The 25680-nt window shown below is 61.6% G+C and carries 25 protein-coding genes and 1 pseudogene; 25 read left to right on the top strand and 1 reads right to left on the bottom strand.

Features of this window, described 5'->3' with window-relative positions:
• The first annotated feature begins 27 nt into the window (after window positions 1–27).
• The 20 genes from MRBLPB4O_RS18255 to MRBLPB4O_RS18160 all read left to right on the top strand — a co-directional run bounded on the left by MRBLPB4O_RS18255 (window position 28) and on the right by MRBLPB4O_RS18160 (window position 15274).
• Window positions 28–351, top strand: coding sequence for a phage holin family protein (locus MRBLPB4O_RS18255; protein WP_341796172.1), 324 nt, complete (start codon window positions 28–30; stop codon window positions 349–351).
• On the top strand, window positions 351–689 hold the full coding sequence (locus tag MRBLPB4O_RS18250) for an HNH endonuclease (protein ID WP_341796171.1): 339 nt from the start codon (window positions 351–353) through the stop codon (window positions 687–689). The genes MRBLPB4O_RS18255 and MRBLPB4O_RS18250 overlap by 1 nt, the downstream gene beginning before the upstream one ends.
• Before the next feature lie 158 nt (window positions 690–847).
• Window positions 848–1324: a terminase small subunit gene (locus MRBLPB4O_RS18245; protein ID WP_027609640.1), complete on the top strand. Its 477-nt coding sequence runs from the start codon at window positions 848–850 to the stop codon at window positions 1322–1324.
• Window positions 1325–1327: 3 nt separating this feature from the next.
• Window positions 1328–3007 (top strand): terminase large subunit, encoded by a 1680-nt coding sequence (locus MRBLPB4O_RS18240; RefSeq protein WP_341796170.1) that lies wholly within the window; start codon window positions 1328–1330, stop codon window positions 3005–3007.
• A gap of 150 nt (window positions 3008–3157) precedes the next feature.
• Complete coding sequence (locus tag MRBLPB4O_RS18235) at window positions 3158–4456, top strand: phage portal protein (protein ID WP_341796169.1); 1299 nt, start codon at window positions 3158–3160, stop codon at window positions 4454–4456.
• Between the two features lie 16 nt (window positions 4457–4472).
• On the top strand, window positions 4473–5330 hold the full coding sequence (locus tag MRBLPB4O_RS18230; RefSeq protein ID WP_341796168.1) for a head maturation protease, ClpP-related: 858 nt from the start codon (window positions 4473–4475) through the stop codon (window positions 5328–5330).
• 2 nt (window positions 5331–5332) lie between these two features.
• Window positions 5333–6514: a phage major capsid protein gene (locus tag MRBLPB4O_RS18225; protein WP_341796167.1), complete on the top strand. Its 1182-nt coding sequence runs from the start codon at window positions 5333–5335 to the stop codon at window positions 6512–6514.
• A 48-nt stretch (window positions 6515–6562) separates the two neighbouring features.
• Window positions 6563–7099 (top strand): hypothetical protein, encoded by a 537-nt coding sequence (locus MRBLPB4O_RS18220; RefSeq protein WP_341796166.1) that lies wholly within the window; start codon window positions 6563–6565, stop codon window positions 7097–7099.
• A 4-nt stretch (window positions 7100–7103) separates the two neighbouring features.
• Complete coding sequence (locus MRBLPB4O_RS18215) at window positions 7104–7445, top strand: head-tail connector protein (RefSeq protein WP_016485708.1); 342 nt, start codon at window positions 7104–7106, stop codon at window positions 7443–7445.
• Entirely contained in the window at window positions 7442–7768 is a 327-nt protein-coding gene (locus tag MRBLPB4O_RS18210) for a head-tail adaptor protein (protein WP_341796165.1), read from the top strand. Before MRBLPB4O_RS18215 ends, MRBLPB4O_RS18210 begins: the two co-directional genes overlap by 4 nt.
• Before the next feature lie 8 nt (window positions 7769–7776).
• The gene (locus MRBLPB4O_RS18205) at window positions 7777–7947 is read left to right on the top strand and encodes a hypothetical protein (protein ID WP_020190149.1); all 171 of its coding nucleotides are present in this window, start codon (window positions 7777–7779) and stop codon (window positions 7945–7947) included.
• 3 nt (window positions 7948–7950) lie between these two features.
• On the top strand, window positions 7951–8526 hold the full coding sequence (locus MRBLPB4O_RS18200) for an HK97-gp10 family putative phage morphogenesis protein (RefSeq protein WP_341796164.1): 576 nt from the start codon (window positions 7951–7953) through the stop codon (window positions 8524–8526).
• A complete protein-coding gene (locus MRBLPB4O_RS18195) occupies window positions 8519–8905 on the top strand; it encodes a DUF3168 domain-containing protein (RefSeq protein WP_341796163.1) in 387 nt (128 codons plus the stop codon). Before MRBLPB4O_RS18200 ends, MRBLPB4O_RS18195 begins: the two co-directional genes overlap by 8 nt.
• Window positions 8906–8960: 55 nt before the next feature.
• Window positions 8961–9461, top strand: a complete 501-nt coding sequence (locus tag MRBLPB4O_RS18190) for a hypothetical protein (RefSeq protein ID WP_341796162.1) — start codon at window positions 8961–8963, stop codon at window positions 9459–9461.
• Between the two features lie 40 nt (window positions 9462–9501).
• Window positions 9502–9846 carry a hypothetical protein gene (locus MRBLPB4O_RS18185; protein WP_060709071.1) on the top strand — a complete coding sequence of 115 codons (345 nt, stop codon included), beginning with the start codon at window positions 9502–9504 and terminating at the stop codon, window positions 9844–9846.
• Window positions 9843–10082 (top strand): hypothetical protein, encoded by a 240-nt coding sequence (locus tag MRBLPB4O_RS18180; RefSeq protein ID WP_341796161.1) that lies wholly within the window; start codon window positions 9843–9845, stop codon window positions 10080–10082. Before MRBLPB4O_RS18185 ends, MRBLPB4O_RS18180 begins: the two co-directional genes overlap by 4 nt.
• A 44-nt stretch (window positions 10083–10126) precedes the next feature.
• Window positions 10127–13432 carry a phage tail tape measure protein gene (locus MRBLPB4O_RS18175; protein WP_341796160.1) on the top strand — a complete coding sequence of 1102 codons (3306 nt, stop codon included), beginning with the start codon at window positions 10127–10129 and terminating at the stop codon, window positions 13430–13432.
• Window positions 13432–13770, top strand: a complete 339-nt coding sequence (locus MRBLPB4O_RS18170; RefSeq protein WP_341796159.1) for a phage tail protein — start codon at window positions 13432–13434, stop codon at window positions 13768–13770. The genes MRBLPB4O_RS18175 and MRBLPB4O_RS18170 overlap by 1 nt, the downstream gene beginning before the upstream one ends.
• Window positions 13767–14516, top strand: a complete 750-nt coding sequence (locus MRBLPB4O_RS18165; protein ID WP_341796158.1) for a phage minor tail protein L — start codon at window positions 13767–13769, stop codon at window positions 14514–14516. The genes MRBLPB4O_RS18170 and MRBLPB4O_RS18165 overlap by 4 nt, the downstream gene beginning before the upstream one ends.
• A 2-nt stretch (window positions 14517–14518) precedes the next feature.
• Window positions 14519–15274, top strand: a complete 756-nt coding sequence (locus tag MRBLPB4O_RS18160) for a C40 family peptidase (protein ID WP_341796157.1) — start codon at window positions 14519–14521, stop codon at window positions 15272–15274.
• Window positions 15275–15365: 91 nt separating this feature from the next.
• On the opposite strand, the gene MRBLPB4O_RS18155 is transcribed toward MRBLPB4O_RS18160, so the two are convergent.
• A complete protein-coding gene (locus MRBLPB4O_RS18155; RefSeq protein WP_341796156.1) occupies window positions 15366–15674 on the bottom strand; it encodes a hypothetical protein in 309 nt (102 codons plus the stop codon).
• A gap of 176 nt (window positions 15675–15850) precedes the next feature.
• On the opposite strand from MRBLPB4O_RS18155, the gene MRBLPB4O_RS18150 reads away from it, so the two are divergent.
• The 5 genes and pseudogenes from MRBLPB4O_RS18150 to MRBLPB4O_RS18130 all read left to right on the top strand — a co-directional run bounded on the left by MRBLPB4O_RS18150 (window position 15851) and on the right by MRBLPB4O_RS18130 (window position 25671).
• The gene (locus MRBLPB4O_RS18150) at window positions 15851–16195 is read left to right on the top strand and encodes a hypothetical protein (RefSeq protein ID WP_341796155.1); all 345 of its coding nucleotides are present in this window, start codon (window positions 15851–15853) and stop codon (window positions 16193–16195) included.
• A gap of 55 nt (window positions 16196–16250) precedes the next feature.
• The gene (locus tag MRBLPB4O_RS18145; protein WP_341796154.1) at window positions 16251–16847 is read left to right on the top strand and encodes a tail assembly protein; all 597 of its coding nucleotides are present in this window, start codon (window positions 16251–16253) and stop codon (window positions 16845–16847) included.
• Between the two features lie 56 nt (window positions 16848–16903).
• Window positions 16904–19978 (top strand): annotated as a pseudogene (locus MRBLPB4O_RS18140) (phage tail protein); the annotation flags it as partial.
• 309 nt (window positions 19979–20287) lie between these two features.
• Window positions 20288–24616 (top strand): DUF1983 domain-containing protein, encoded by a 4329-nt coding sequence (locus MRBLPB4O_RS18135; protein ID WP_341798907.1) that lies wholly within the window; start codon window positions 20288–20290, stop codon window positions 24614–24616.
• Window positions 24616–25671 (top strand): hypothetical protein, encoded by a 1056-nt coding sequence (locus MRBLPB4O_RS18130; protein WP_341796153.1) that lies wholly within the window; start codon window positions 24616–24618, stop codon window positions 25669–25671. The genes MRBLPB4O_RS18135 and MRBLPB4O_RS18130 overlap by 1 nt, the downstream gene beginning before the upstream one ends.
• Window positions 25672–25680: the final 9 nt, after the last annotated feature.

Raw genomic sequence — 25680 nt, 5'->3', positions numbered from 1 at the left:
CACTCCCCCGCAAAGGGAGGAATCGAGATGGCCCATATGCCGCCAGATAAAGACCCATCCTTCTGGGTGCTGGTACTTACAGCCCTGAGAGAGAACGGCCTTGCAATGGGCCTGACATTCGCCCTGACCTGGTTACGCATTCAGTACGACGGCAAGGAGACCCGCCCAGTCCGACAGCTGATTGAGGCCACGCTTGGCGCGTTGATCGTGATGGTAGTTGGCCTGACCGTGAAAGAGTTCGGGTTGAGCATTGCCTGGTCGTTTGCCACCGCTGGCTTTGTCGGAGTACTGGGTGTCGAGCAGGCTCGGCAGCTTGGCCGGCGATGGGCGGAACGGAAGGTCGACGGCTGATGGCCAGGCTCAAGACACTTGGCTCTCGCATCAAGGAGAGTACAGGCTCAAGGGTCAAGGTGGTGACGTCCGGCAGTTGGCGTAGCGGAATGACCAGCTCCCAACGTGGCTACGACTACCGATGGCAGAAGGCGCGTGAGCAGTACCTCAATGACAACCCACTCTGCGTCTTCTGTGAGCGGAACGGCCGCACGGCTGCGGCGCGGGTGGTCGACCACATCATTGCTCACCGGGGCGACATGGTTCTCTTCTGGGATCAGACCAACTGGCAGAGTCTCTGCAAGCCTTGTCACGACTCCGTCAAGCAGGCTGAAGAGGCGTCGGGGCTGGGTGGCTGACACGTCAGCGGATCCACAAAACCCAGCGCGCCGGGCTAGAGGCACGCCAGTGACGTGCCGCTAAAGGGGTAGGGGGGTTAAAAGCTTGGGGTTCTCATCTAGCTAGACCGCCTCCGACCCCACGTACACATTTTTTCCCGTTTCAGGAAAAGTTAACCATGGCTTTAACCGACAAGAAGCGGCGGTTTGTTGACGCTTTGCTGTCGGGTGCCACAAATCGCGAGGCGGCGATCGCCGCAGGATATTCGGAGAAGACCGCGTCGCAAGCGGGCTCCAAGCTTGCGAAGGACCCCGATGTCCTTGCCGAAGTCGGGCGCCGCTTGAAGCAAAAGCAGGCCTCCAGTTCTGAGGTTAAACCCTCTCGAAAAGTTAAAGCCGAACAACCTCAGGAGCAGCACGCCGATGAGCTGTCGTTAACCGAGACCGACGACCCGCGAGCCTTCCTCACTGAACTGATGAACGCAGAAGGCGCCGACATGCGCATGCGGCTGGAAGCGGCCAAGACGTTAATGCCTTATGTGCACGGCAAGGTCGCCGACCAGGGCAAGAAAGAGCAGAAGGCCGAGGCCGCCAAGCAGGTCGGTAAAGGCAAGTACTCCCAGGGCAAGCCGCCTCTCTCCGTAGTGAAGAACTGACCTATGCAATGGACAACAGCCTGCCCGGATTGGTGGAGGTGCCTGGCTGCGGGCGAATCAATCATCCCCGAGCCGCTGTTTCCAGACGAAGCTGAAGCCGGCCTCGACGTGTTCAAGGGGCTGAAGATCGTCGATGCCCCGGGCAGCCCCACCATTGAGGCTGCCTGCGCACCCTGGGTCTTGGCATTCGCCGGGGCCATCTTCGGCAGCTACAACAGCGAGACTGGCGAGCGTCTGATCCGCGAAGTGATGCTCTGCATCCCGAAGAAAAACAGTAAATCTACGATCGCTGCAGGGATCATGCTGACCGCACTGATCCGCAACTGGCGTCTTTCGGCTGAGTTCATCATCCTGGCGCCGACCAAGGAGATTGCCGACAACTCGTTCATCCCGGCCAAAGACATGGTCAACAATGACGACGAGCTGAAAGCGTTGCTGCATGTTCAGCCGCACCTGCGGTTGATCACCCATCGCGAGACCGGTGCCACCTTGAAGGTGGTGGCTGCGGATAGCGATGTGGTGGGCGGCAAGAAAGCCGTCGGTGTCCTCATCGACGAAGCTTGGCTATTCGGCAAAAACCCGAAAGCCGCTGACATGATCCGTGAGGCGACTGGCGGTCTGCTGTCGCGACCCGAAGGCTTCATCATCTGGCTCACGACCCAGTCGAATGAGCCGCCGGCGGGTGTGTTCCGCTCCAAGCTCAACTATGCACGCGGCGTGCGTGATGGCCGGATCGACGACAACCGCTTCCTGCCGATCATCTATGAGTTCTCTCAAGAGATGATCAAGAGCGGCGAGGCGCGGAAGCCTGAGAACTTCCACCTGGTCAATCCGAACATCGACTACTCCGTTGACCGGCCTACGCTTGAGCGCCTGTTTATGCAGGCTGAGCTGGACGGTGAGGCTGAATTACGTGGGTTCCTAGCCAAGCACCTCAACATCGAGATCGGCCTGGCTCTGATGTCCGACGCGTGGGTCGGGGCGGAATTTTGGGAGGCTCAAGCTGCTACTTGGCTGAACCTTGATGAAATCCTCACCAGGTGCGAGGTGGTCGATGTTGGTGGTGATGGAGGGGGTCTTGATGACCTGCTCGGGCTAGCCGTGATCGGGCGGGAGGCTGGTACCCGAAGGTGGTTCCACTGGGCTCACGCCTGGGCACATCCTTCTGTTCTTGAACGGCGCAAATCTGAGGCGCCGCGCCTCAGAGACCTGGAGAAAGGAGGTGACCTCACGATCGTCGAGCGAATCGGTGACGACGTAGCGCAGTTCGCGGCTATTGTGGCCCGGGTCAATGCCACAGGTCTTCTGGATAAGGTGGGTCTCGACCCTGCAGGGATTGGCTCTGTTCTTGATGCCTTGGCGGATGCTGAGGTCGAGGAAGACAAGATCGTCGGCATCTCCCAGGGCTGGAAGCTCACCGGCGCAATCAAGACGACAGAGCGCAAGCTTGCCGAAGGCACGCTCCTGCACTGCGGCCAACCGTTGATGGCCTGGTCTTGCGGTAACGCCAAAGGGGTGCCATCGGCCAATGCGTTCTTGATCACCAAGCAGGCTTCGGGCACAGCAAAGATCGACCCGCTGATGGCTACTTTCAACGCCGTTTCTCTGATCAGCCTCAATCCTGAAGGCCGAGGGGGAATGGACAACTTCATGGCTGGCATTCGGGATCCACTGATCGCATGAACGCATTTCATATTTTCATCGCCTGCGCAGTGGTCGCTTTCTGCTTGGCGTGCAGCGGGGTCTGGATGCTGGCTGGTACCGGCTGGGCTTTGCTGGCCGGATCGCTGAGCTTCTTCTGCATCGCTGGCTTCATCCGCAGAGGGCTTGTCAGTGATTAAAACCCTATCCCAGGCATTGGGGGCTGCTGCCAGCAAGCCTTCAGCCAGTATGAGTGAATGGCTGGGCAAGACCATCAAGCTGTCGGATGGAGGTTTCTGGAGTGCCTTCAACGGCGCCCAGTCCAGTAGTGGTAAGTCAGTCAGCGTCGATAAGGCCATGCGATTGTCCACCGTGTGGGCATGCGTTCGGATTATCTCGACTTCGGTAGCCGGCTTGCCGTTGAGCATCTACCGGCGGATGCCCGATGGTAGTCGAGAGAGCGCCCGTGATTTCCCGCTGTACGACGTTGTGCACAACAGCCCCAACGAGGACATGGCTGCCTTCCATTTCTGGCAGGCAGTCGTCGCCTCCATGCTGTTGTGGGGCAACGCCTACTGCGAGATCCATCGCTCTGCTGGCCGTGTAATCGCCCTAGACTTCCTGATGCCGTCGAGAGTCGACCTTGAGTTCGACGACGATGGACGGCTCAGGTATTTCTTCAGGCCCCGAAAGGGAGCCCGCCGAGAGATCCTGCGGCAAGACATGCTGCACATCCCAGCCTTCACCCTGGATGGCCGAGTCGGCCTTTCTGCTATTCGGTACGGTGCGGATGTGTTCGGTTCTGCAATGTCTGCAGACGATGCCGCCAACAGCACCTTCCGGAACGGCATGATGCCGACGGTTGCGTTTTCGGTAGACAAGACGCTGAATCGGGACCAGCGCGTCGAGTTCCGCGAGTACGTCAAGACGATCTCCGGGGCGTTGAATGCCGGCAAGAGCCCTGTGCTCGAGCAAGGTGTGAAGCCGGAAATGATCGGCATCAACCCTGCTGATGCGCAGCTGCTGGAGTCGAGAGGACACAGCATTGAGGAAATCTGCCGCTGGTTCGGCGTCCCACCTTGGATGGTGATGAAGACCGACAAGGGCAGCAACTGGGGCACGGGCCTGGAACAGCAGCAGATCGCGTTTCTCACCTACTGCATCATGTCCTTCACGGCGCCTATCGAGCAGTGCGTGAACAAGTGGTGCATGACGGCTGTTGATCGGATCAAGTTCTACGCAGAGTACTCACTTGAAGCGTTCCTGCGCGCGGACAGCACCGGTCGCGCGGCCTATCTCAGCACGATGGGGCAGAACGGCTACATGACCCGAAACGAGGGCCGGCGGAAAGAAAACCTTCCGAGCATGCCGGGTGGCGATGTACTGACCGTGCAATCCAACCTAGTGCCACTTGACCAGCTGGGCAAGCAAAACGATAGCCAGGCCGCACGGGCCGCACTGATGAACTGGCTCCAACAGCCGGAAAAGTAAATCACGGGAGCAATCCATGAAGCACAAGATCCAGTCTCGCGGCCTGCGCAGCGAGATGAGCCCGCGCGCGCTCGAAAAATGGAATCCCGCGATCCAGGCGGCCGTCGAGAACACCTCGGACACCATCACTGTTTACGGAGTGATCGGCGAAGACTGGTATGGCGAAGGCGTCACGCTGAAACGAATCGATGCCGCTCTGCGAGCCATCGGCGAGCGAGATGTCACCGTCTACATCAACTCGCCAGGCGGCGACATGTTCGAAGGCATTGCCATCTACAACCGCCTGCAGGAGCACAGCCACCAGGTCACCACCAAGGTGCTCGGCATGGCGGCTAGCGCTGCTTCGATTGTCTTCCTGGCCGGCAAAAAGCGTGAGGTGGCCAGCAGCTCCTTCCTCATGATCCACAACTGCTGGACCTGGCTCGCCGGCAATCGCAACTACCTGCGCGATATCGCTAACGACATGGAAGAGTTCGACGCCGCGATGGCAGACCTCTATGCCGAGACCAGCGGCCAGTCGACAGAAGACATGGCCGAGCTGATGGACGACGAAACCTACATCCGTGGCAAGCGTGCAGTTGAGCTTGGTCTGGCCACTGGGATGTTGTCGTCCACTGAGGTAACCGAGCGCGAAACCGAAGACGCCGCCCAAGCCAATGCACTCAAGGCCATGGATGTAGCCCTAGCCAAGGGCGGCATGCCTCGTTCTGAGCGTCGTGAACTGTTCGCCAGTTTCAAGTCCGGCATGCCTCGCGCTGCCGGCGGGGGTACGCGTAACGCTGCCCCGCCCGACAAGCCCAGAGCTGTCGCGCCAGACCTCTCCGCCTCTCTGAGCGCGGCAACCAACCTCCTCAATTCTCTGAAAGGAAAATGACCATGGACTTTGAAGCCCAAGTCAAGGAACTCAACGCCAGCCTGAAGGGCATTGGCGACCAGATCAAAAGCCAGGCCGAGGCGACCGAAAAGCAAATCAAAGCCTCCGGTGAAATGAATACCGAAACCCGCGCCAAGGTCGACGAGCTGCTGACCAAGCAGGGGGAGCTTCAGGCGCGCCTGGGTGAGGCTGAGCAAAAGCTCGTGAACGCAAGCCGGGATCGCAGCCACCAGGAAGAGCCGCAGAAATCTGTCGGCGCTCTCGTGATCGAAAGCGAAGAAATGAAGGATATGAACTCGTCCTTCCGCGGCTCTCGGCGCGTATCGGTGCCGCGGGCAGCTATCACCACCGCAACCGGCGGTGACTTGGTGCAGACTCAGCGCTTGCCGGGGATCATTGCCCCGCCGCAGCGCCGACTGACTGTCCGCGACTTGGTCGCGCCGGGCACAACTGAGTCGAACTCCATCGAGTACGTCCGTGAAACCGGCTTCACCAACAACGCCCGTACGGTGGCGGAGACCACGGCCAAGCCATACTCCGACCTGACATTCGCCCTGGCGACTGCGAACGTGCGGACCATCGCCCATCTGTTCAAAGCCAGCCGCCAGATGCTGGACGATGCGAAGGCCCTGCAGAGCTACATCGACGGTCGCGCACGCTACGGCCTGACCATAGCTGAAGAAGCTCAGTTGCTTTACGGCAACGGCACCGGCGTGAACCTGCAGGGCTTCATGACCGTTGCTCAACTTTACGCTGCGCCCTCCGGTGTCGCTGTAGTGGGCGAGCAGCGCATTGACCGCCTGCGCCTAGCACTGCTGCAGGCCGAACTGGCCGAGTTTCCATCGGATGGCATCGTGCTCAACCCGATCGACTGGGCGGCCATTGAGCTGACCAAGGACGGGGAAGGCCGCTACATCATCGGTCAACCGCAAGAAGGTACCAACGCGAAGCTGTGGAATCGTCCGGTGGTTTCCACCCAGGCCATGACCCAGAACGACTTCCTGGTTGGTGCCTTCAAGCTCGGCGCTCAGATCTTCGACCGTATGGAAATCGAAGTGTTGATCTCGACCGAGAACAGTGATGACTTCGAGAAAAACATGGCAACGATTCGTGCTGAAGAGCGCCTGGCCTTTGCCATCTATCGCGACGAAGCGTTCGTTACTGGCCCGCTGGTCACTCCTTAACCATCCCGCAGATCGGCGCCAGAAATGGCGCCGCAATGGAGTAATCCAATGGCACGTAAACAGGAAACACCAGCCTCCACGGCTGATGCGAAGGACTCAGTATCGACCGTTGATTCCAGCAGCGGGCCGTCTGAAGCTGCCGGGTTGCCTCATTCGCCTGGCCCAGCGATCGCTCCAGGCGCTAGCAACTCCGCTGATTCGGGCGTCCCTGCAACTGCTCAAGGCTCGGCGGAGGACTCGGGTCTGTTGACGGCAGAAGGGCAGGCAGCCGCTGGCACTGGGCCGGATGGTGTAACAGGCGAGAAGGGTGCAGGTATCTCCACGACGGACGCTGCAGATGCCGCATCCGAAGCCGTCGCTCTAACTGCCTTAGTCTTGGCAGATAGCGGCGCCGGCGCTGATGAGTTGGCACTAAATGATCGGGCCAACCCCAACCCTGTGACTCTTCAGATCTATCCGCTGCGTTCGTACATGGACGAGGGTGAGCTTCGTCGTCGCGGCGGTCCAGCATATACGGTGCCGCGTCGGCATGCGGAGGAGCTGGTGCAGCGGAATCTGGCATCGCTCGAACCGCTGAAGGACTAAGGGTATGTCGGTCATCAGCTTGACCATTGCCCGGCATCATCTCCGAGATCCCGACGATGATGACGAATACCTGGAGCTCCTGATCGAGGCGGCAGAAGGGCAGGCTATGGACTATCTGAACCGTCGCTTCTACGCAGATCAGCAAGCGCTGGACGAAGCTGTCGCTGCCGACGATGCCGGCGAGTCCCCCATGGTCTGCAATAAGCAGATCAAGGCTGCCTGCTTGCTGATCCTCGGCCACCTTTACGCCAACCGCGAGGACGTCGTGATCGGGACCATCGCCACCGAACTGCCGCAAGGTTCGAAGGCGCTCCTGACGCCGCATCGTATCGGGTGGGGCATATGAGGGCCGGTCCGCTGCGTCATCGGCTGCAGGTGGCTCATCGACACGAGGAGAGGAATAAATCCGGGGGCGCCACAGTGACGTGGCTGCCAGCTGCTCGCCCTGAAATGTGGGGTGAGATTCGTACCCCAAGCGGTCGGGTCATTGCGGTTGCTGAAAAGCTGAGTGCTGTTGTAACCGCCGAAATCATCGGCAGGCCGCGCCCAGATATCGTCACAGGATCGCGCCTGACACGGCGGGGGATCACCTACCAGGTTGAGGCCGTTCTGCCGGACAACGAAAACTCCTTGATGAGGCTTCTCTGCTCATCGGTACCTAACCCATGAGGTGAATCATGAAAATTCGAGCACTAGGCCCGCTGACGGGCGCATCCGGTGAGCGGGAGAAGGGCGAAGAGTTCGAGGTCGACAAGGCCTATGGCGAAGGCCTGATTGCCCGGGGGTACGCCGAAGCGGTCACCGACAAGGCCGCGAAGCCCGCAAAGGCTGATCCGGCCAAGGAGTAGGGTATGGCGCGCCGGTCGAGCCTTCGCGGTGATATCCGGCTACGCCGGACGCTGCGCAACATCCACAAGACGATGGATAACGAGTTGCAGCCTGCCATGGCCAAAGCAGCTGCGCGGGTACTCGCAACCCAGCGACAGCTGATCCCCAAGGATACCGGCGCTGCAGCAGCAGCCCTGCGTGTCTACGTCACCCCCAGCGGGTTGGATGCTCAGGTGGGCATACGCGGCAAGCGAGACAATCGCCGATTCTTTTACCTGCGGTTCCTTGAGTACGGCACCAAGGGCCATTCCGGCAGCATGTACCAGCGAGCTGACCGGGACGCGATCGGCGGCGTGCACACCAACAACCGCGACAAGTCGCAACTGAAAGGGCGGCGTAATTCGATACGCCAGCGCGACACGAAGAACAAGTCCGATGGGCAGCACTTCTTCGGCAAGTACCCGGACATACCAGCGAGGCCGGCGCACCCATGGTTGCGGCCGTCTTTGGATGTAAACCGCGAGTTTGTGATGGCCGATCTTCAGGAAGCAGTCCGCCGAACGCTGCGCAAAGCAAGCCAGGGGGTAGGCAATGGCTGATCCATCCCTGGCTCTGCAAGAGGCGATCTTCGCTAGGCTTCAGGCCGAGGTCAGCTGCCCGATATACGACGGCGCGCCGCTGAACGCCGAAATGCCGTACGTCTCCATCGATCGAGAGGTTTCGGTCAACAGCGGCCCGATCTCGGGCCGCAAGCGCGAAACGCGCCTGCTTTACCTGTCGGTCTGGTCCGATGCCGTGGGCCAAGCCGAGGTCAAACGCATCAACGGCGAGGTCATCGCCGCCCTCGATGAGCGCCGGCTTCCGCTGGAGGTGGGCCGAGCGGTTTCCGTTCGGGTCGAGCAGTCCGACGCCCAGCGCGACGCCGACGGCATCACATACCAGGGCTCGATCACCGTCCGCGTGATCACTACCCACTGAACTACCCACCGGCCGCGCCGCGGCTTTTATCCAATGTGCCTTTGGAGGAACCCCCATGGCCGACGACAACCTCAATACAGCCGCCGGCTGCCGCCTTGCCATCGGCGGCAAGACCGGTGCCGACAGCGAAACCGAATACAAGGCCGACACGTACGTTCAGGTGGGTGAGATCGAAGATCTCGGCGAATTTGGCGACACCTTCAGCGCAGTGAACTTCACTGCTTTGAGCGATGGCCGCGTGCGCAAGTACAAGGGCACCGCCGACGCCGGGAACATGACCCTGACGGTAGGCCTGGACAGCGGCGACACAGGTCAGAAGGCCGTATCGGTAGCGCATAAGGACCGTTCCAAGGGCAATTACAACGTCAAGGTCACGCTCAACGACGGCGATCCAGATGCAACCCCCGCCATTCTGCCGACCACCTTCTACTTCGGCGTGAAGGTGATGAACAACACCGTGGCTCCAGGCGCGGCTGATAACGTGGTGCGTCGCAATATGACGTTCGCGATCAACACCGACATCATCGAAATCCCTGCCGGCCCGGCCGCCCCATGACCGAAGGGGCTGAGCCCCTTCCATCGTTGCGAGAACCCCAATGAGCGAAGCCCTGCATGGCACAGTCACACTGGTGATCGGTGCGCGCAGCTACACCCTTAAGCCCACGCTGGATGCGGCGCTGCGCATCGAGGCCCGTTTTGGCGGGCTGCGCGGCGCGCTGGAGGCTATGCGCCTGATGAGCATCGCCGCCTGTGCCGACGTTGTTGTCGCAGGGGCAGACCTGAAGCCGGATCAGCACCCCGTCATCGCAGGTGAAGTGTTTCACACCGGCGTGGCCCAAGTGTCCGGCAAGCTGACCGAGTTCATCACCGTCCTGCTCAACCCGGTGCCACCGAGCGTGGCTGCCCGGGGAAAGGACGAGGCGGTCAGCACAGCGCAGTGAGGAACGGCAGCTACGTCGACTACTTGTTCGGCGTGGCCACCGGCTGGCTTGGCTGGCCGCCTGACACCGCGTGGCACACCCCCATCCCGCAAATCATGCTCGCTCTCGATGCTCGGCTCGATTGGACCGGACGAGGGCAGGGCCAAGGCCAGGGGCAAGCCCCGGCGTCCCCGCAGAAGCGTGAAAGCGTTGCGGACAAGTTGAAGAGCTTCCTGCGAGGGCGGCCCAAACAGTAGACAGCGTGCCGCCTCCGTGCGGTTTTTTGTGCTTGGAGATTTGCATGGCCGACCAACAAGTCCAGGGGATGCTGGTCCAGATCGAGGCCACCACGGCACAGCTGCGCCGCGAACTGGCCAGCGCGGACCAGGTGGTGGCACGCACCGCCCAGTCGATCGACCGCAACCTGGAGCAGGTTGACTCTGCGTTCGACACCGCCGGTGTTGCTGCTCAGAGGGCTGGGGGGCTGATGCGTGGCGCCTTTGCCGCCGTCGCAGGTGCCGGCCTGATTGGCAGCATCATTCAGCAGGTTGACGCCTACGGTCAGATGTCCGACCGCATGAAGGCCGCAGCCGGCAGCGCTGGTGAGTACCAGGCGGTGCAGGAGCACCTGCTGCAAACTGCTCAGGAAACCTACCGGCCCCTGGCAGAGGCCCAAGAGCTGTACATCCGTACCGCAGATGTAATGCGCAGTCTAGGCTTCAACACCCAGCAGACGCTGGATATCACCGACAGCTTCAGCTTCCTGCTCGTGACCAACGCTGCCGCTGCCGACAAGGCCGGCTCCGCACTGGATGCCTACTCCAAGGCATTGCAGACCGGAAAAGTTGAAGCGGATGGCTGGGTGTCCATTCAGGACGCCATGCCCACCATCGTCACTGCCATCGCCACTGCCACAGGCAAGAGCGCGGAGGAGATCAGAAAGCTCGGCGTCCAGGGCAAGCTGTCGCTCGATGATATCAATACCGGCCTGCTGCGCACCGTGGAGGCCAACCGCAAGGCTGCGGCCGACATGTCCACCAGCGTCCAGGACGCGATGGTGAACATCAGCAACGCCATTCAGACATTCCTGGGGGGTATGGAGGAGCAAACCGGCGTAGTCGCAGGCTTGGCAAACGTGCTAATTGCGCTGGCGGACAACGTGGATCTGGTGGCTGTGGCCATGGGCGGTGTCGGTGCTGCGGCCCTGACCAACTACGTGGCCAAGTCTGGCTTGGCCGTCCAAGCTGCACGGGCTGACCGTGCAGCGCGTATTGCCCAGGCCGAGGCAGTTTTGCAGGCGGCCATCGCCGATCAGCGCAAGGCCCAAACCGCAACCATCCTGGCCGCTCGCGAGGCTGCGGCAGCGCAAGGCACTGCGGTTCAGACGCAGATGTCGATCCAGCTGGCTCAGGCGCGGCAGAGAGAAGCTGCTGCTACTGTAGCGGTAGCAACTGCCCAGAGTGGCCTTCGAACTGTCAGCGCCGGCTTGCTTGGTGTACTGGGCGGACCGATGGGCCTGGCCCTGCTTGCAGGTACCGCAGCGGCCAGTTTCCTGTTGTTGCGCGATAACGCAGATCGGGCGGGCATCAGCCTCGAAGAGATGCAAAAGCCGGTCTCGCAGTTGCGGGAAGAGTTCGCGAAGCTCAACAAGGACCAGCGCGAAGCGTCGTTGGTCAAGTGGCAGCAGGAACAGATCACTTCTGCAGACAAGGTCAAGGACGCATACGGCGACCTGGCCCAGTCCATCCGGTCTGCTGTAGTCACTGCGCCGGCGCGTGACTCCGGTGGCCAATACAACCGCCAGCTTGCCGAATACCAAGGCCTGATTGACCGCCTAAACGAAGCACGGTCCGCTGGTCAGGGGTTGTCGCCCATCCTGCAGGAGGTCGGCGCCCGGCTTCAGCTTCCGGCCGGAACCCTGCAGCAGTGGATCACCCAGGCTGGCGCTGTCAGCGATGCCGATCAGCGTTCAGGCCTGATTGCCGAAACCCTGCGGGTGCTCACCGGGGTCACCGAAGAAAACACCTCGGCCACCCAGGCGAACAATGCCGCGAAGGTCGGCATGAGCACGACAGGGCAGACCTACCTGGAAACGCTCCAGAAGCAGCTGGCAGGCCTGCAGGATAATGGCGACGCGACGAGAATCGCCAACCGCTACATCGAGGAAAACGCCGACCTCACCGAAACAGATCGCCAGGCGATCCTTTCGGCTGCCAGCGCGATCGAGTCGCAGAAGAAGGCCAACAAGGATGCCACCGAGGGCAGCAAGGACCGCGCGAAGGCGCTAAAGGATGAGATCAAGGCCCTCGACGCGATCATCGACCGCGCGTTGCCCGAGAAAAAGCGGCTGGAGGATCTGGCGGAGGGCGTGCAGGGGCTGCGCAAGGCGCAAGCCGCGGGCAAAATCACCGCCGCCGAGATGGAGCTCGGCATCAAAAACCTCAACACGGCCTATGCCGATCCCGTGCTGCAGAAGCGAGCCGAGGAAGAGCGGAAGCTTGCCGAGGTGCGGCGTAACAGTGCCGATGCCTACCGCAAGGCGATGGAAGTGGTCCTGCAGACCCGTCAGGATGCAATCAATGCGGATGTGGCCGGCGTAGGTATGGGCGATGACCAGCGTGAAGAGACCGACCGGTTAAACACCGTCCGGCAGAAATATGCGGAGGCGCGTCGACAACTGGAGGAGCAGCAAGAGGACGTGTCGCGCCGGCTCAGTCAGGACGCCTACCAGCAGCGGCTGGCAGACCTCGCCGACTACCAGGCGCGTGAGTTGCAGATGGAGGTCGACGGCTTCGAGGCTAGATTGCAGGCGCAGCGCGACTACCGAAACGGCGCCAAGCGGGCTTGGGCCAACATCCAGGCTGACGCAGCGAACGTGGCGGGCGCAACTGACGACATGCTCACCACCGGTTTCAATACGGCGCGTGACGCTGTGGCCGAGTTTGCCATGACGGGGAAGGCCAACTTCAAGAGCTTCGCCGTTAGCGTGATCTCGGATATGGCCAGGATAGCGAGTCAACAAGCCGCGAGTTCGCTGTTAAGTGGCTTGGTGGGCCTGGGTGTATCCGCTGCAAGTAGCTGGTTTGGCGGCGGCGGGGGAAATGGCCTGCCGACAGGATCGGCGGGTGCAGTTTCTTCGAGCTTGGGCGCATCTCAGGCAGGCTACGGCTCTGATTACCTCAGCAATTGGTCTGGCGTGAAGCAGGCTAAGGGGGGCGGCTGGGATGGTGGCGTGCAATTCTTTGCCAAAGGTGGCGCCTTCACAAACAGCATAGTGAGCACCCCAACTCCATTTGGCCTGGCTGGAGGGGATCTCGGCGTTGTCGGGGAAGCTGGCCCTGAAGCGATCATGCCGCTGGCGCGCGGCTCCGACGGATCCCTGGGCGTGCAGATGATTGGTGGTGCCGGCGGGGGCTCGACTGTGGTGCAAGTGAATGCGCCCGTGGCTGTCACTGTGGAGGATCGCAGTTCAGATGGTATGGAGCTTGATAGCACTGCGCTTCAGCAGAATTTGCAGAAGCAGATGCAGGGTGTAGCTGATCGAGCCATTACCGACTCTTGGCGCGCCGGTGGCGTGAGCTATCGAAACAGCAACGGGAGACGCTGATGGCGATCGAAACATTTACCTGGACTCCTGACGACGAGGCCGGCGGTGACAGCACCCTGCGGACTCGGACATCACAGTTCGGTGACAACTATGCCCAAGTGTCCACCGATGGCTTGAATTCCGAAACAGACAGCTGGTCGCTTTCGTTCGGCGGCTTGGCGGACGAGGTCGCGCCCATCCTGGTCTTCATTAGACGGCACCGGGGCGCTACCGCGTTCTTGTGGACCAACCCCGAGGGTGTACTCGGCATGTACCGCTGCAAGGCCTTTCGGCAGCAGCGCAAGCCGGGTGGGGTGGTGGTGCTGACGGCAGCCTTTGAGAGAGCGTTTCATCCATGAGCTTGATCACTCAGCTGCAGAAGCTGGAGCCGGGCGCGGAAATCCTGCTGTTCGAACTGGACGGCTCCGATTTCGGAGCGGACACGCTGCGATTTCATGGGCATGCTATACCGCACACGCCTCAGGAGCTTGCAGCGGCTGGCGCGAACGCCGATCAGCTGCCGGCCAAGTCGATCTGGTGGCAGGGCAACGAGTATGGCGCATGGCCCATGCAGATCGACGGTATTGAGGCGAACTCGGACGGCACCGCCGTGCGGCCCACGCTGACGGTCGGTAACGTCAACGGCAGGATCACGGCTCTGTGCCTGGCCTTCGACAACCTGCTCGAGTTCAAACTGACCATCCGTCACACCATGGCGCGCTACCTGGACGCGGCAAATTTCCAAAGCGGCAACCCCGAGGCTGATCCGACCGAGGAGGCGATCGAGGTCTGGTATATCGATCAGAAGGTCTCGGAGAACGGGACCACGGTTTCTTGGGAGCTGGCTAGCCCTGGCGACGTGGGCGGGGAGACGATCGGCCGGCAGATGACTCAGCTGTGCCACTGGGCGGTGACCGCAGGCTACCGCGGCCCTAACTGCGGATACACAGGCCCGTACTACGACCTCGATGGAACCGCCACGGACGACCCAGCCAAGGACCAGTGCAATGGTTGCCTGGATTCAGGCTGCACAGTCCGTTTTGGCCAAGGCAACGAGTTGCCATTCGGCGGCTTCCCGGCCGTTTCCCTGATCGCACGGAGCTGACCATGCGCAAACACATCCTCGCCGCCGTGCAAGCGCACGCCGCGGCAGAATACCCGCGTGAGTGCTGCGGGATGATCATCGCCGTTGGCCGCTCCCAGCAGTACGTGCCATGCGAAAACACCGCGACCGATCCCCCCGAGGAGTTCCGTATCTCGCCAGAAGACTACGCGGCGGCCGAGGACAAGGGCGATGTGATTGGCATCGTGCACTCACATCCGGACGCCACCAGCAGGCCCTCACCGCGTGACCTGGCCATGTGTGAGGCCACCGGCTTGCCCTGGCACATCCTGTCGTGGCCTGAAGGTGATCTGCGCACTATCACGCCAACCGGTCACACACCATTGCTTAACCGGCCGTTCGTGCACGGTGCCTGGGACTGCTGGCAGGTCTGTGCAGATTGGTACAAACGCGAGTGGGGGCTGGAGTTCCCGGCCTATGCACGGAATGAGGGGTGGTGGGAGCAGGCAGACGGCCCGAGCCTGTATGAGCAGGCCTACGAGGCCGCCGGCTTCTACCAGGTTACTCAGCCTCAGCGCGGCGACATGATCGTCATGGCAGTTGGGCGAACCGCTCACCCGAACCACGCCGGCATCTACCTGGACGCGAATGCGCAGCTACCCGAGGAACATGCCCAAGTCTTCGGGGCTGGCCCCTTCATGCTCCACCATCTGCTCGGCAGACCATCAGAAATCATCGTGTTCGGCGGGCCATGGCTCGATCGGGCGCGCCTTATGTTGCGTCATCGGGACGCGAAGTGAACGTTGGAGGCAGAAATGGTGAAGTCGACCCCATACGTAATTGAGTCAGTTGCGGGCACGAAGCTCGACTTCAGGACAGGAGCGCTTAGCTTTACTGATCAGGCTCTTTCCGGAGCAGGTCCCTTGCCTGAGCCTGATCGTTCAGCAAGAAGCGCAAAGGGGCGCTGTAAGCAGTCTCGGTAACTTCGTTGTCTGGTATCCCTTGCAGCGGCCAGCCATGCTGCAGGCAGTGGGTAAGCATCCCCACCATGACCGTCGGCTCGTAGTTCGGGATCTCCCGCAGCGCTGCGGAAATCGCAGCGAACGCCGCGGCATTCCCTGCCTTCATCGCCAACAGCTCATGCTTTAAAGCATCAAACTCGGACTTGAGTTGCGCTAGCTCTTGATTGGATTCTGTCATCCGGTCTCCTAGGTCATCATGCCCCAGTCCATGGGCTTTCTGGCAATGGACCAGGGCGGTTCATTGGAGGTGCAAAGCTACTATGGCGAAATGCTGGCGCGTTACTGGCTTTCCATCCACGCTGGATGCCTGGCCAGTGCGGCTGCTACAGTCGCTGGTTTCAAGGGAGGGATCACATGCGAATTCTGATCGGTGCGGTAGGGCTGGCGTTGCTGGCGGGGTGCGTGTCGCCGAGCGACCTGAAAGGTAATTCTCCAACGACCAAAGCTGTTACCAAGAAGTCGCCAAAGGAGTACGCGCTATGTGTATTCCCTCAATGGCAGGATGCTCGATCTGAAGCGACCATGTCAGAGACTCAGAATGGCTACCGTCTAGTCATTGCTGCGATGAACCTGACAGACGAATTGCTTGAGGTCTCTAAGACGGGCACGGGTAGCTCGGTTGTGTTCTATCAGCGGGTTCCATGGATGCCAGGTGTCGGGCGTTCCGCGATAGAGGGTGCAGTAAAATCGTGCCTTTGATGTAACACCACCTATCAACCGCCTTCGGGCGGTTTTTTATTGCCCGGAGGAAAGTATGGCTGCAACGGTTGCGCATTACGCGCAGATGACAACGATCAAGCTTTCCGGCTCGCTGGCTCAGAAATTTGGCCGTGCGCATTGCCGCCAGTTGGATAGTGGAGAGGGGTGGGAAGCGTTCAAAGCGTTGCGCGTTACTCTTCCCGGCTTCGTGGAGGAGATCAGACGGCTTGATGCCCTGGGAGTCCGCTTCGCCGTCTTCCGCAACCGAAAAAATGTAGGCGCCGATGACCTTGGGCGCCGTGGCACCAAAGAAATCCGCATTGTTCCCGTGATCGGCGGGAGCAAGCGCGGAGGTCTTCTTCAGACGATCATTGGAACCGTAATCTTCGCCGCGTCGTTTTTCGTTCCTGGGATGCAGGGGTGGGGGCAATCCCTCGGAGCATCACTCGCCTTGGGCGGCGTCATCCAGATGCTAAGCCCCCAAGCAAAGGGCCTATCCCAGAGCGCCGCCCCTGAAAACCTACCGAGTTACGCCTTCGGCAGCGCCAAAAACACCACGGCCAGCGGCAACCCTGTTCCGATCTGCATCGGCGAACGTCGCTGGGGCGGGGCGATCATCTCTGTGTCGATTCGTGCCGAAGACAAGAAGTAGCCACGGCTGAACGAACAAGCCGCCTCCGGGCGGTTTTTTATTGCTTGGAGATAAGTATGGGCGCAGCACAGCACCTGGACATCGCTGGCGCGAAAGGCGGCAGCAGCAAGCCGAAGACGCCTGTTGAGGCGCCGGACAGCCTACAGTCGACCAACATCGCGAGCATCCTGCTAGCCGTGGGGGAAGGGGAATTTGACGGCACGCCAACTGACCGTGACATTTACCTCGACAACACACCGATCATGGATGTCAGCGGCAACGTGAACTTCCCGGGCGTGAGTTGGGAGTGGCGTACAGGTAGCATCGATCAGGAATACATCAAGGGTATTCCTGCAATCGAGAACGAGAACACGGTTAACGTCGAGCTGCGTAGCGACAACCCATTCACGCGCGCTCTGAGCAACACCCAGCTTTCGCGCCTACGCCTTCGCTTCACCTGGCCTCGCTTGGCCAGCCAGGACAGTAGTGGCAACACCAACGGGTATCGTATCGAGTATGCGATCGACATCGCTACCGACGGCGGTGCCTATGTCGAGGCTCACCGTGGCGCAGTGGACGGCAAGACCACCAACGGCTATCAACGCTCCGTCAGCGTCGACCTTCCAGCCAGCACTTCGGGCTGGATGTTCCGTGTCCGTCGGATAACGCCGAACCAGAACAGTGGCACTGTAGCCGACACTATGACTATCGCCGGCTACACCGAAATCATTGACGAGAAACTGCGCTACCCCAACACCGCGCTCCTGTACATCGAGCTTGACGCCCAGCAGTTCCAGAACATCCCTGCGGTAACCGTGAAGTGCAAGGCCAAGCGCTGGCCGGTGCCGACCAACTACGATCCCGTTGCACGCACCTATACCGGCGTATGGGACGGCACCTTCAAGCAGGCCTGGACCAACAACCCGGCCTTTGTGACTTACGGCCTGTGCGTCGAGGATCGTTTCGGCCTGGGTAAGCGCATCAAGTCGTGGATGGTCGACAAATGGGAGATGTACCGCATCGCCCAGTACTGTGACCAGCAGGTCCCGAACGGGATTGGCGGGCAAGAGCCGCGCTACCTGTGCGACATGAACCTGCAGGGCCGCGCCGAGGCCTGGACCCTGCTGCGCGATCTGTCGGCCGTTTACCGGGGCATGGTGTATTGGGCTCACGGCTCGCTGTTCATGCAGTCGGACATGCCGCGCGCCCAGGACATCGACTACGTCTTCACCCGGGCCAACGTCATCGATGGCGAGTTTGTCTATGGCGGCGCCGAGCGCAATACGCACTACAGCCGCGCCCTGGTCAGCTACGACAACCCGGCTAACAACTACGACACCGATGTCATTCCGGTCACCGACAATGCTCTCCAGCGCCGGTACCGAGACCGTCCGGTGGAGATTTCGGCCATCGGCTGCACCCGTGCGTCCGAGGCTCAGCGCCGCGGCAAGTGGGCGCTGCTGAGTAACAGCCAAGACCGCACCGTCACTTTCAAGACCGGCATGGAAGGGCGCATTCCGCTGCCTGGCTACGTGATTCCCGTCGCAGACGAGCTGGTGGCGGGCCGTCCAAACGGCGGCCGGATTTCGGCGGCTGCCGGGCGCGTTGTGACCTTGGACCGTGACACGCCGATCAAGGCAGGCGACCGGCTGATCTTGAACCTGCCGAACGGCACCGCCCAGGCACGCACGGTGCAGTCAGTCGCCGGCCGCGCGGTGACGGTAACCACCGCGTATGGCGTGCAGCCCGAGCCGGAACTGCAGTGGGCAATCGATTACCACGACCTGGCTGTCCAGCTGTTCCGGGTGCTGAAGACTACGCGCACCCAGGAAGGCGACTACGAGATCACCGCCCTCGAGTTCAACCCGAGCAAGTTTGCGGCGATCGACACCGGCGCGAAGCTGGATGAGCGTCCGATCAGCGTCATACCTGTGACGACCGTGCTGCCACCTGCCAGCGTTACCCTGACCTCGACCTACGCCGTGGACCAGGGAATCGGGGTCAACACCATGACCATCGCCTGGCCTGCAGTGCAGGGGGCCGTGGCCTATGACGTCGAGTGGCGTAAGGACAACGGCAACTGGGTCCGTGTGCAGCGCACGGGTGCTGCATCTGTTGATGTCGTGGGTATCTACGCTGGTGCCTATCTGGCTCGCGTGCGTGCGGTTAGCTCATTCGACATCACGTCGATCTGGCGCGACTCCAGCCTCACCGAGCTGCAAGGGAAGGTCGGACTGCCACCTGCAGTCGCATCGCTGTCGGCCACTCCGCTGGTTTATGGCACTCGGCTGAACTGGGCGTTCCCAGCTGGCGCGGAAGATACTCAGCGCACGGAAATCTGGCAGAGCCCGACGACCTCGCGTGAAGACGCCGCTAAGCTGGGCGACTATGCCTATCCGCAGGCCGAGCATGAGATTCATGGCCTGGCTGCGGGCGTTTCCTTCTACTACTGGGCTCGCTTGGTGGACCGCAGTGGCAACGTGGGGCCGTGGTATCCAGCGGGCGTCGGGGTAAATGGGCAGTCCAGCAGCGACCAGTCCAAGTACGAGGAGTATTTCAAGGACAAGATCAGCAATGGCGCTTTGTATCCTGCGCTTCGGGAGGAGATCTCGCTGATTTCGGGGCCGCCGACCCAGGCCGGCTCTGTTGCTCAGCGCCTTGCTGCAGAGGTAACTGCTCGCGGGCAAGCCATTGCGGCCGAGGCTGCAGCCCGGGGCCAGGCCATCGCGGCTGAAACGTCTGCTCGCAACCAGGCTATCGCCGCTGAGGTGGTGGAGCGCAACAAGGCCATTGCCGTTGAAACCCAGGCGCGGACCAAGGCTATTGGCGACGAAGCCACGGCGCGCGCTCAGGGCTTGCTGTCCGAAGCCCAAGCGCGTGGCGCGGCGATCACCAGCGAGGCGCAGGCCCGTCAGTCGGCAGACGACTCGCTCAGCCAGAAGATCGACACCGTCACGGCGTCCGCCGGCAATAATGCCGCGGCGATTCAGGCAGAGGCCACCACCAGGGCCAATGCCGATTCGGCGCTGGGTCAAAGTATCGCTACAGTGACGGCAAGCACCGCGTCGAACGCCGCCGCGATCGGCAATGAGACCACGGCACGGAGCAATGCTGACTCGGCCCTGGCCTCACAGATCGCCACGCTGCGTGCCGAATCCGGCGGGTTTGACTCGACGTTGAACTACGGCTTTGCCTCCACCTCTGAGGGCTGGTCTGGCACTCGCTGCACGCTGGCGGTTGAAAACGGCCGCTTGATCGTCACGAATGACGGCGCTGGGGCATACCTCAATGCTCCGGCTGTCTCGATCAAAGGGCGGGACCACGACCGTATTCGTTGCCGGATCACCCGGCGTGCGGGCACCGGCTGGACTGGCCAGGTCTCCTACGCCACGGCCGGGCACGGCTCGTCGACCGCGTACAACAAGGTCATCCCGAACCCTGGTCTGGCGGTCGGGCAGACCATGGTGCTCGAGTGGGACATGTCGCAGCTGACCAATGGCGGCAGCGACTGGTCGGACAATATGATCACCAGGTTCTACCTGTGGATCAGCGGCAGTGCGGGTGATGTCTTCGAAATCGACTGGATTGCTGTCGGCCAGATCGCGCCGTCGGCTTCGGTGGCTTCGGTGGTGGAAGAGCGTTCCGCCCGGATCAGTGGTGATGAGGCGAACGCCTCGGCTGTCACCGCGCTGGGCAGCAGCCTGACTACTACCAACCAGAACGTCACCGCCGCCCAGCAGGCCGCCCAGGACGCGGCCACGCTGGCGGGTGGCAAAGGCAAGGTGCTGGTGCAGGCGACTGCACCGGCCGCTGCGGATCGTCTCCCGCAGAACCTGTGGATCGACACCACCGGCAACGCCAACACCCCGAAACGGTGGAGCGGTACCGCCTGGCTGGCTGTGACGGACAAGGTGGCCACCGACGCCGCTGCGGCTGCACAGTCGGCACTGTCGCAGCTGGCCGGCAAGGCTGATGCTTCGGCGCTCCAGGCGCTCAGCACGACCGTCAGCAACCAGGGCAACACGTTGTCGAGCCAGGGCAGCAGCATCACCGAGCTCAACAACAGCCTGCAGACCACCAACGGCAACGTTGCCACGGCTCAGCAGGCGGCCCAGGCCGCAGCCAGTCTGGCCGGCAGCAAGGGCAAGGTGCTGTATCAGTCGGCGGCGCCGGCGGTGGCCGACCGTCAGGCGGAAAATCTCTGGATCGATACGACTGGGGCGGCGAATACGCCCAAGCGCTGGAACGGCAGTGCCTGGGTGGCCGTCACCGACAAGGTGGCGACCGACGCCGCCGCAGCGGCTGCCAGCGCGCTGGCGCAGGTGGCGAACAAGGCCGATGCTTCAGCGCTCCAGGCATTGAACTCCGAAGTAATCAGCCAGGGCACCACCCTGACTAGCCAAGGTGCGGCGCTCACCCAGCTCAAGGCCTCGATCGGGCAGCAACCTGACAACCTGATCCTCCGCGGTAGCTTCGAGGATGGTCTGGTCGAGCCCTGGACGAACAACCCGGGCATCACCAATATCTCGGCGCACCCATCGGCCGGGAAGGGTATCTCGTTCTACGACAACAGCTTCTGCGGCGTGGGCTTCAATGTCCTGACCAAGGGCGGCGAGCAGTTCGACCTGGCGGCCGATGTTTGGCCGAACTACATGACGGCGGGGCAGACCACCCGCCTGCAGATGCAGTTTCAGGACAAGGCCGGGGCCAGCTTGGGCTACTTCACTGCGTTCACGGTGCCGGCGACCACCACAGGGTTCAAGACGCAGACGGGACGCATCACCGCGCCGGAGGGAGCGGTCTCGGCTCGGTTCGTGACCCGGACTGAGCCGGCAGACGGTACCGGCCGCTCGCTGTGGTGCAACATCCTGGCGCGCCGGGTGACGGCGGCTGACGCGGCCAACGCTGAAGCGGTCAGCAACCTCACCAGCACGGTCACCCAGCAGGGCACAACCCTGACCAGCCAAGGCCAGGCCCTGACCCAGCTGAACAATGACCTGCAGAGCGTTGCGCAGGGTAAGGCAGACGCTTCGGCCTTGCAGACGCTGAGCAATACGGTCACCAGCCAAGGCAACACCCTCAGCAGCCAGGGCGCGAGTATCACCCAGCTGAACAGTGGTCTTCAGACCACCAATGGCAACGTGACGGCAGCGCAGCAGGCTGCCCAGGCTGCGTCGGACAAGGCTGGCGCCAAGGGCGAGGTGATCTATGGCACAGCCGCACCGGCGGCAGACAAGCGGCTGACGCAAAATCTTTGGATCGACACCACCGGCAATGCCAACACTCCGAAACGCTGGAACGGCACTGCCTGGGTGGCCGTGACGGACAAGGCGGCAACGGACGCAGCCGCGGCGGCTGCCAGTGCCTTGGCGCAGGTGGCCACGAAAGCCGATGCCTCGGCGCTACAGGCGCTGAGCAACACCGTGACCAGCCAGGGCAATACGCTGACCAGCCAGGGTAATGCGCTCACCGGGCTGCAGGCGTCCATCGGCAGCCTGGCCGGGAACGGGGCCAACCTGCTTGACAGCGCGTACAGCTGGCTGGCCTCGATCACGCTGCCGGAGCTCAGCGGGCAGTTGCTTGCCCGCACTGGCGTGGCTGTGGCGGAAGCCGACTCCGGGTTCGGCCTGCGCCTGATGACCACAGAGGCGAACAACATCTTCGCCTACGTGACCCTGGCGCCGTCGAACAACGCGGCCGGATTCAACATGCGGGTGGAAGCGGGCACCTACCTGGTGTCGATGTATGTCAAGGGAGACACGGCCGGCCAGGTCATGGCCAACCTGTACGACGGCGTCACCTCGCGCTCGGCCACGCTGAACTACACCACCGACCGCCAACGTCTGACTTTTGTCATCACGATCACGGGCAGTTCCAAAGTCGGCCTGCTGATCTACCCGAACCGCCACAACGCTGCGAGTGCCGCGATCGTGGTGGACTCGATCATGGTCGAGAAGCGGGTAGGCGAGAGCAACGCCCCGTCGCCATTTGTGGCGGGACCGTCGGCACGTGCAACCGGCGTACTGGCGGCGGCCAACCAGGCACTGGACGTGCGAGTCACGCAGGCGGAGAGCGGCTTGTCCTCGACCAGCGCGGCTGTCACAACCTTGGGCAACAGCCTGCAAACCACCAACGGCAACGTCACCACCGCGCAACAGGCGGCGCAGGCGGCTGCTGACTTGGCGGGGAGCAAGGGCAAGGTGCTTTACCAGGCTGCCACTCCGGCCGTTGCTGATCGGCAAGCGGAGAACCTGTGGATCGACACGACTGCTGCGGCCAACACCCCGAAACGATGGAACGGTTCGGCGTGGGTGGCGGTGACCGACAAAGTGGCCACGGACGCGGCTGCGGCTGCACAGTCGGCGCTGACGCAACTGGCCTCCAAGGCAGATGCATCGGCCTTGCAGGCGCTGCAGTCGACCGTCACCAGTCAGGGCAGCACGATCAACATCCAAGGTACCGCGCTGACCCAGCTGAAGGCTTCCTTGAGCCAGCAGCCGGACAACTTGGTGCTGCGCGGCACGTTCGAAGATGGCCAGGTTGACCCATGGACGGGTAACCCGGGGATTGCAGGGCTGACCGCCCACCCGTCCGCCGGCAAGGCTATTGCTTTCTATGCCAACAGCTTCTGCGGTACCGGGCGTTTCATCGTCTCGGGAGGCGAACAGCTCGACTTGTCGGCGGATGTGTACCGCGCCTACATGACGGCTGGGCAGACCGGCAACTTCCAAGTGCAGTTCTTCGACAAGACGGACACCAACCTGGGCTACTTCAACGCCTTTACCTTCTCGGCGGGCGGTGGATTCCAGACGTTCAGCGGGCGGCTCACGGCGCCGGCTGCGGCTGTATCGGCGCGATTTGTCACGCGGATCCAGCCGGCAGACGGCACAGGGAGGGCGCTGTGGTGCAACATCGTTGCCCGCCGGGTAACCGCAGCTGATGCGGCCAACGGCGAAGCGATCAGCACCCTGGGCACCACGGTGGCGCAGCAGGGCACGACGCTTACCAGCCAAGGGCAATCGCTGCTGAGCCTGACCAACCGCATGACCGATGCCGAAGGCGTGAACAGTGCCCAGGCAACGGCCATCAGCCAGATGGACACGACGGTCAAGCAGCAGGGCACGGCGATCACTGCGGCCGCCACCCGCTTGGACGGGTTGTATGTCCAGGTAAACCCGGAAATGGAAGGCGACAGCACCGGTCTGGCCGGCGCCACGGGTGGTCTGGTGGGGGTGTGGACTGAGCAGTCTGCCCGGATCGAGGATGGTATTGCCATTGGGCGGCAAGTTGAAACTGTCCAGGCGCAGATGGGCCAGACCAATGCTTCGGTGCAGCAGGTCAGTGAAGTGGCTGCAGGTGTTGATGGCAGGGTGTCGGCCATGTCTTCCTGGAAGACCGAGACCAATGCCAATGGTAAGAAGGTGGCCACCGGCATCATCCAAGGAAGTGATGGGTCGGTTGGGGAGATCCTGCTGTCGGCCGACCGTGTGGCAATCATCAACGGGTTGAACGGGCCAGAGTCGAGTTTGTTCGTGTTCCAGGATGGCCAGCTGTTCTTGAACTCTGCATTGATCAACCAAGCGTTCATCCAGAGTCTGGTTGTGGGTATGACGCTTCGGTCCCAGGCGGTCAACTCGCAGGGGCTGCCACTGATCGAAATCAATCTGGCTTCAGGATCGTTCACTGTGCGCGGCCAGGACGCCAACGGCTCGACACTGCTCAACAACGGCGGTCTGTACGTGTACGACGCCAATGGCACCGAGCGTACAGCAGTAGGGAGGCTTACCTGATGGCTGATTTGTATGGGCTCCGGACGAGGGATGCGGCCGGGGCCATTACGCTGGACACAACGATCACCTCCGTGCGCTCGTTGAAAATGATGCAGGTCGCTGGCAATGGCGCGTTCGACCAATACATAGCTATTCCCGAGATTCAGGCCCAGTCGTTTGTGGTGGTGGATGCGCTGTTTGACGCCGGTGAAAACACCTTCTCTCCACAAGCTTGGTACTCCGCGGGGCAGTTGCAACTAAGGCAGCCCGGCACGCGGACATGGCAGGTGATGATTCTCTCCCAGGGCGGTGAGCCATTCGCGGCTTCCGGATCATACGGCATCAGGGCGGCTAACAACGGCATTCGAACGCAAATTGACGCCATCAACAAGGTGCTGACCGTCCACTCCAATGGGGGCTTCAACATCGGCTTTCAGGGACCTGGTAGCGGTAATCAGATCCAGTGGGGGGATGTGACATTTCCGATCCCTATCACCACGTATGAGCGGCCACTGATATTTCTGAATGCCGAGAACTACATGATGGTGGGGAACTTTTACATCAAAGGGGCCCCGGGGAACTGGACCGGATTCCGGCTCAAGGCCTACAACAACCAAGTGGCTCACGGTGAAGTAGCGCTGTACCCGATGAATATCAAGTGGTTCTGCGCCAGTTACCAAACACCTGCTGTTTCGGCGGGTATCTATGGGGCTTCAGTGAGGGACGCTTCCGGAGCGCGAACCTTTGTGACATCGGCGAACTTGGCGCTTTTAAACGGCCAACCGGCCAGCAACCAGTTTATCCAGGCAGGGAATCCCATCACAGGCGGTGCCTACTATGCGCCGAGCCAGCAGATGCCGTGGACGGGTAGTTACGAGGACTACGTGTTGGCTAATGCGCTGTTCTCGGTAACCAATATTGAACAGACGGCCCAGCCGTTCCGAGCCAACTTCGGAGGTTTCCTTCCAGGCAATAGGTCGTTGTTGCAGATGTATTGCGACAACGCCTCGGGGATCAATCCACTCACAGCCAACGGGCGAACGCTGTTTGCCTCCCGGCCAATGAAGCCGCTTTAAGGACCTACT

This window comes from Pseudomonas sp. LPB4.O (assembly GCF_038383825.1).
Lineage (GTDB): Bacteria > Pseudomonadota > Gammaproteobacteria > Pseudomonadales > Pseudomonadaceae > Aquipseudomonas > Aquipseudomonas putida.
The sequence above is the reverse complement of the archived record's forward strand: the minus strand, read 5'-3'. Positions and strand labels throughout refer to the sequence as shown.